We start from the raw sequence: 508 nt of genomic DNA, 5'->3' as shown, positions 1-508 counted from the left end.
CCAGAATGAGTTCGTTGAGATCTCAAACAAGGGAGCCGTCCGTGGAACACCTTATCCGTATTGGCATGGATACGTCCAAGAGTGTTTTTCAGCTGCATGGTGTCGACGCTGCGGAGCGTTCGGTGCTGGTGCGTAAATTGCAACGGCGGGCGGTAGTCCCGTTCTTCGCCAAGCTTGCGCCGGTGAGGATCGGGCTGGAGGCGTGCGGTGGCTCGCATTACTGGGCGCGCACGCTGTCGGGGCTGGGTCATGAGGTGGTGCTGATCGCGGCGCAGCACGTGAAGCCGTATGTGCGGCGCGGCAAGCATGACGCGGCTGACGCCGAGGCGATCTGCGAGGCGATGAGCCGGCCCAGGACACGCTTTGTTGGGATCAAGAGCGGCGAGCAGCAAGCGGCGCAGATGCTGTTTGGGGTGCGCGAGCAGCTGGTGCGGCGGCGCACGCAGCTTTCCAACACGATCCGCGGCTACGCAGCCGAATTCGGCCTGGTGGCCGCACAAGGCCTTGC

1 protein-coding gene is annotated in these 508 nt (G+C 63.8%); it reads left to right on the top strand.

Going from position 1 to position 508, the window contains the following annotated elements; genetic code table 11:
- Positions 1–41: 41 nt before the first annotated feature.
- Positions 42–508 (top strand): IS110 family RNA-guided transposase (locus NKI72_RS35415; protein ID WP_352709087.1); only part of this gene is annotated, 467 nt, incomplete at its 3' end.

Source organism: Mesorhizobium sp. M0437, from assembly GCF_040321335.1.
GTDB lineage: Bacteria > Pseudomonadota > Alphaproteobacteria > Rhizobiales > Rhizobiaceae > Mesorhizobium.
This window is presented reverse-complemented; position numbering and strand designations above follow the sequence as displayed.